Origin of the sequence: Foetidibacter luteolus (genome assembly GCF_009650435.1) — a bacterium.
GTDB classification, from domain to species: Bacteria; Bacteroidota; Bacteroidia; order Chitinophagales; family Chitinophagaceae; genus Foetidibacter; species Foetidibacter luteolus.
This window is the reverse complement of sequence record NZ_VVIP01000068.1, coordinates 1-5,692: the sequence shown is the minus strand read 5'-3', so window position 1 is coordinate 5,692 and position 5,692 is coordinate 1. Positions and strand designations below refer to the sequence as shown.

Here is a 5,692-nt window from a genome sequence, read left to right as displayed (position 1 = left end):
AATGCAGTTTCCTGCTTTATTCCTGCTCAACAATCAACCGGGGATAACTTTTGGCCTATCTCCCACAAACTTCATCTTTATTAACAATTGTGTATAGCTGCATTATATTTAGATGCGTTTGCCCTGGGCAATAGAATAAACTATGAGCTTTTAGTTATAAATTTAGCAGCGGTTACAGGCTGACGATTTTCAAATACCGCCACATCGCCAAGCCGTAGCCGTTGGTAGCTATGCTAAGACAACAGCCCTCTAACTATGACACAACAAGAATTTCAAACCTTTGCTGACAATTATACTTCTGCCGACTTTGACAGAATTAAAATGGTTTGGAACGGAAAGTATGGTAACGAGTTTGACGACAAAAACTACAACTTTCGGGTGCAGCTTTGTGAGTTTCTAATTCCTCAACTTGACACGGTAAAACTTGAGTTAATCAAAGACCTTTATTGCGAAACAGCCAAATCATCTGAAATGACTTTTGGTGTTTACAACAGTTTCCATCTTTTTGCACAGCAATTATTGCAACGTGGTGGGACGCAGTATTTGTTAGACTACATCAAAGGTGCATCTCACACTATGGACACAGGAATTAGTTCGGGGCGAATAAATTTAACTAAAGAAAGAGCAAAAGAGCTTTTAGATTTCTTTGATAACAAAAGAGCAAACACGACAGACAAAGAAGAACTTCGTTTATTAAATGATTACATCAGACACAGACTTGAATTCCAATGCAAACAAACGGCTTAACAATACTTTATAGACCAGTTGGACCAAAAGAATTAGAATTGATTGAACAATCGGGTTGGACAAAGTTTCCACCACGACTTCCAGAGCAACCAATTTTTTATCCAGTAATGAATGAAGAATATGCAATTCAAATTGCAAGAGATTGGAATGTCCCTGCTTCGGGTTCAGGCTTTGTGACAAAGTTTGCTGTCAAGACAGACTACGCAAGCAAATTTGAAGTTCAAAATGTTGGTGGCGAAATTCATAATGAATTATGGGTGCCAGCAGAAGAACTTGAAGAATTTAATAGCAACATCGTTGGACAAATAGAAGTGACAAAAGAGTTTAAATAAATTGTAGCAAGCTTCATGTGACAAAGAAGCACAGCTACCAACATTGGGTTTTATGCAAGTTGGGCATGACCAGGAAACATCAACAAATTGCAATTCCTGGCTGTGGTTCGGGCTGGACGAATAAATCTCAGCTTTAGTTCTTAAATTCAACTTTATATTTTTAATCAGCAGCGGTTGTGGGCGGACGAATAACAATTCCCAACCTGCATAAAGCCCTGCCCGTTGTAGGCAATGCTAATGCGACACTTCACTTAAATTAATCATGACAGACAAGAAGTTTTTTGGACTAATGGGAAATGCTTCAAACTTTCTCAAGGGACTTACTCTCCTTGACTCATCCAATCATGGGTGGACAGAAAAATATTTAGACCCAAACACAGGACGACATTGGTTAAAATATATGATTGACAGAGACAATGGACGATATTTTAATTTAATGCTACTCACCCCAAAGCCCACGACAGAAGAAATGATTGACATCGCTTTTACATCTTCAGACAATGACGAAGTTGAAGGTGCTGTCCATAGACTATTTATAGAGGAAGAGGATGAAAAAATAGATTTTAGACCAGCACTTATTGAGCGTTTAAAAAAAATCGACATTTCACAACTTGACACAGAGGAAAAGAAAAATATTAAAACTATTATTCTAAACGGACACCTTACTGACAGAACAAACAAAAGAGAGGTTATAGGAAAACATTTTTCAGAAATTCAAAAAGACGTACAGTTTTTTAAGGAGACGGCTGACACCGCAGAACAAATTTTAAAACAACTTTAGTGAGACACTGAAGCACATGCCTACAACATTGGATTTTATGCAAGTTGGGCTTGACCAGCAAACATCAGCCAATTGCAAATCCAGGCTGTGGTTCGGGCTGAACAAACAACTTTCAACTTTAGTTCTTAAATTCAACTTTATATTTTCAATCAGCAGCGGTTGTGGGCAGACGAAATACTAATTCCCAACCTGCATAAAGCCCTGCTCGTTGCCTGTAATTTTATGACGACCCGACATTCCGCTAAAAGCATTTTTGACCCATTACTTCGACAGTTCTGCCAGGACACAGAGCAGATAGAGATTGACGAAAATTTTTCAAGTATTTTTTTACCGCATATAATGAGTGGTTATGACAAAGCCGATAAAAAAATATTTTACTTTGGCAGGGACACCAACGGCTGGTTACCGACAAAGAATTTAATGCAAAACTTCAAAGACCAACGGTTTGATAACTATATTGACGAAACAAGGAGTTGGATAAATGACTACGGTTTCCTTGACTACAATAAAAATGCCGCTTATGGCTTTTGGACACTGACTATGAAATTGCATCTAAGGCTAAAAGGCATTACAGACAACATAAGTATTGACAAAACATTTTATGACCACGACCATATAGACCTTTTAAATGACTTTGGCTATGGTAATACAAATGCAATTGAAGTTCAACAAAGTTTGCAAAATCAAGGAATTTGGCAAACACTTGACAAATCAAAATATCGGCAAGTAAAAGACAAATCAAAAATATTTGACAAGCTAATTCATTCAATCAAAGCATATCAACCAGACTTAGTTTTTATTTTTAATTGGGCTTGCAACGAGAAATTGTTTTTAGACGGTTTAAACTATAAAGAAGAAAAGTTAGACTTAGTAAAAAATCAGTTTTGGGTCTATACTTTGCACGACACAAATACAAAAGTAATCTGGACTATTCATCCAAGGACACTTTCATTTAATGGTTACAACACAGACGAATTAATTGACACGATTTTAAATGTCGTGTGACAAAAACTACAGGCATCATTGGGTTTGCTGCTATGCTGGCTGACGGAATAACAATCGGCTGCAAATCGCTATCAGCTATTATCGGGCAGACGAATTTCTATTTGGCTTTTTGTTGTTAACTTCAACTTCAGTTTTTCAATCAGCAGCGGTTCCGGGCTGGACATTATAAAATTCCAGCACAGCAGCAAGCCCTGCCCGTTGTGCGTAATTACATGGAAAAGCTAAAATATATATTAATAGAATTTACAAAAGCAGTCTCAAAGATTCATCTTTTAGGGACAATCAGTGACGAAATATTTGCAAATTTTCCAGCAAACTTGCCCCAAATAGTAAAAGATAGTTGGCGAGAAAAAACAAAAAAAATAATCTTTGCAGGAGATCCTAAAGAAACAATGAAACTGGATTTTAAAGACTATGGTTTTTTAGGCTCTTTAATTCATGTCTTGCCTTCAGAAGGAAAGGAAACCGACTTTCAGCAAGTGATTTTGCGGCAAGATTTAATAAACTACTTGGCACATCTTGAAGCCGTAATGCAGGATATACAGAGGTTTATTTTTACTAACAAACCAGAATTACTGCCAGAAGAAAAGGAAGTAAAATGGAAAGAAATTTCCGACAAGAAATCTGTCACAGAAATTTTAGACTTTATAATTAATAAACAACTTGAAAAATCGGGGTATGACAAGCTTACTTATCAGATAGAGCGTTTGAATAATAAGCCCTTTCTCTTCAAAATTTCAATTAAGAAAAAGGAACTTGAAAAACTCGACTTACTCATTGCCATAAGAAACTTGATCTTGCATAACGGCAATCGAATATCAAACGACTACTTGACTCTTAATCCGACTTCATCTTTTAAGGTTGGAGAGCAACTTGTTTTGACACGAGACGAAATAAATGAGGCTCACGTATTGATTCAAAGAGTAGCATATGAATCCTACGCAAGTGTAGGAAACATTTTATTCGGCATAGCAAAGGAAACATTGTACAATGAAATGTCATACAACCCTGAGCGATAACTACGCACAACATTGCATTGGCAATATGGCGGGGCGACGAATATATTCTCAGCTTTTGGTTCACTAATCAGCATCAGTTTCGGCAGACGAATAACGCCGAGCATCGGAATAAACCATGAGCTTTTGTATCTTTAATCAGCAGCGGCAACGGGCAGATGGAACATGGAATACCGCCACATCGCCAATGCTTTAACGTTGTATGCTACTTTAAACGACCATCAAGCTTCTATGTGGAAACTATTTAAAAGAGAAAACCCTATAGTTTTTAAATCTGTAACTATTGACGAATACTGCCCGACAATTACTTACGATTTTAAGATTAAGAATCTTCGTGACACTCACGTTGTCGACATATTAGCTATTTCTTTTCACGGGACTTATAGAGAGGGGGCGGCTGGTTCGCCAGATGCAGGACTAATGAAAGGCATAATAAAAACTGGAGTTTCTGTATTTGACCCTTTTGCATTGTTAATTGACTTGAGTGACTTAGAATATAATTGGGGTGACAATCTGGATTTATCTTTTGAGGAAGCAGCGCCAACAAAAACTGTTGTTCTAGTTGGTGAAAAATGCAGACGAGCAATGTCAACACTTTCTTTTGGAATTGATACAGAAAAAGACATTGTTGACAATGAATTTTTCTTTGACGTTTATGATAGGGCTTTGGAGAAACTCATCAATAAGCAGCAACCCCAATGAAAATAGTTGTAACTGAATATAAACAAGAGGATAATTGTAAGTGCCAGTTTTGCGACACAATTGTTGCTAAACTAACAGAAGATGCAATGATTCCATCGGCAGAAGAATGTTATAAAAGCGGAAATGTTCCAGTCCCAAATTTTGGCTGGTTTTGTTCACAAGACTGTGCAACTAAATACGAAAAAAAATATGACATAAAGTTTGCCCGTACTTCAGACGGAAAAGTTGACTATTATGCAGATGGTTTTTAGCAGCACAGAAAAAGCAGCATACAACAGGCAGTTTTGCGTCAGCAGGGGGCAACGAATAAATCCTCACCTTAATGCTACTATCAGCTACATATCCGGCTGACCGAACACGGATGAACAATAGAATATATTTTCAACTTTTGTAACTTTAATCGGCTGCAGTTCCGGGCTGGACGTTTTCCAAATGCCCTGCCGAACGCAAAGCTGTAGCCGTTGTGTGCAATTTCGTACAGTTCTGCATCGAAGTACAAATACCCTGACCAAAGATTATTGAGAATGACAAAATATAAATTACTTTTTTTGGCTCTCGCTCTCTGTACCCTCTCTTGGACGACACAAACTTCTAAATTCAAATGCAAATTATTGCCTGATGGAAAGTATCAGATTAAATACACTTTCAACTCCACAGAAAAACCCTCAATAATATCAATATCAAAAGATAGGTTCTCTAAATGCTGCAGTTTTCGTGATACACTTAGAGGCCAAATTAATTGGATCTATGATTGCTATTTTACTCTTAAGGTTGACGGAATATCACCTGACACTAGTAGCGAATTAAATAAGTTACTTCACCGTTCTTTTGGTGAACACTGCTTCGAATTAAAAAACTCAACAGAAGACACCATATTCTTTAGAACTACATACACAGGAAATGTGCACATAACTGTTAATGAAGGTCGATTTGTAAGAACAAAATAACTGCACACAACAGGGGTTTTGCAAAATACGGGCGACATAATATCGCCTTAAATACTGTTGTAATTCTGCCCGGCTTTTGTACCTTGGCCGTGTAAAACAAAAAGGTACGGCCAAGCGGGCGGACGGAATTCTAAGTCCCGTACTTCGCAAAGCCCAACCGTT

At 37.5% G+C, this 5,692-nt stretch carries 7 protein-coding genes; all 7 read left to right on the top strand.

What is annotated here, in order from left to right:
- Window positions 1-255: 255 nt before the first annotated feature.
- The 7 genes from F0364_RS22730 to F0364_RS22700 all read left to right on the top strand — a co-directional run bounded on the left by F0364_RS22730 (window position 256) and on the right by F0364_RS22700 (window position 4,834).
- A complete protein-coding gene (locus F0364_RS22730) occupies window positions 256-747 on the top strand; it encodes a hypothetical protein (protein WP_153800119.1) in 492 nt (163 codons plus the stop codon).
- On the top strand, window positions 729-1,079 hold the full coding sequence (locus F0364_RS22725; protein WP_153800118.1) for a hypothetical protein: 351 nt from the start codon (window positions 729-731) through the stop codon (window positions 1,077-1,079). The genes F0364_RS22730 and F0364_RS22725 overlap by 19 nt, the downstream gene beginning before the upstream one ends.
- A gap of 262 nt (window positions 1,080-1,341) precedes the next feature.
- Complete coding sequence (locus F0364_RS22720; protein ID WP_153800117.1) at window positions 1,342-1,860, top strand: hypothetical protein; 519 nt, start codon at window positions 1,342-1,344, stop codon at window positions 1,858-1,860.
- A 159-nt stretch (window positions 1,861-2,019) separates the two neighbouring features.
- Entirely contained in the window at window positions 2,020-2,865 is an 846-nt protein-coding gene (locus F0364_RS22715) for a hypothetical protein (RefSeq protein WP_153800116.1), read from the top strand.
- Between the two features lie 212 nt (window positions 2,866-3,077).
- Window positions 3,078-3,884 carry a hypothetical protein gene (locus tag F0364_RS22710; protein ID WP_153800115.1) on the top strand — a complete coding sequence of 269 codons (807 nt, stop codon included), beginning with the start codon at window positions 3,078-3,080 and terminating at the stop codon, window positions 3,882-3,884.
- Between the two features lie 162 nt (window positions 3,885-4,046).
- Window positions 4,047-4,583 carry a hypothetical protein gene (locus F0364_RS22705; protein WP_153800114.1) on the top strand — a complete coding sequence of 179 codons (537 nt, stop codon included), beginning with the start codon at window positions 4,047-4,049 and terminating at the stop codon, window positions 4,581-4,583.
- Window positions 4,580-4,834: a hypothetical protein gene (locus tag F0364_RS22700; RefSeq protein WP_153800113.1), complete on the top strand. Its 255-nt coding sequence runs from the start codon at window positions 4,580-4,582 to the stop codon at window positions 4,832-4,834. The genes F0364_RS22705 and F0364_RS22700 overlap by 4 nt, the downstream gene beginning before the upstream one ends.
- The last annotated feature ends 858 nt before the right edge of the window (window positions 4,835-5,692 follow it).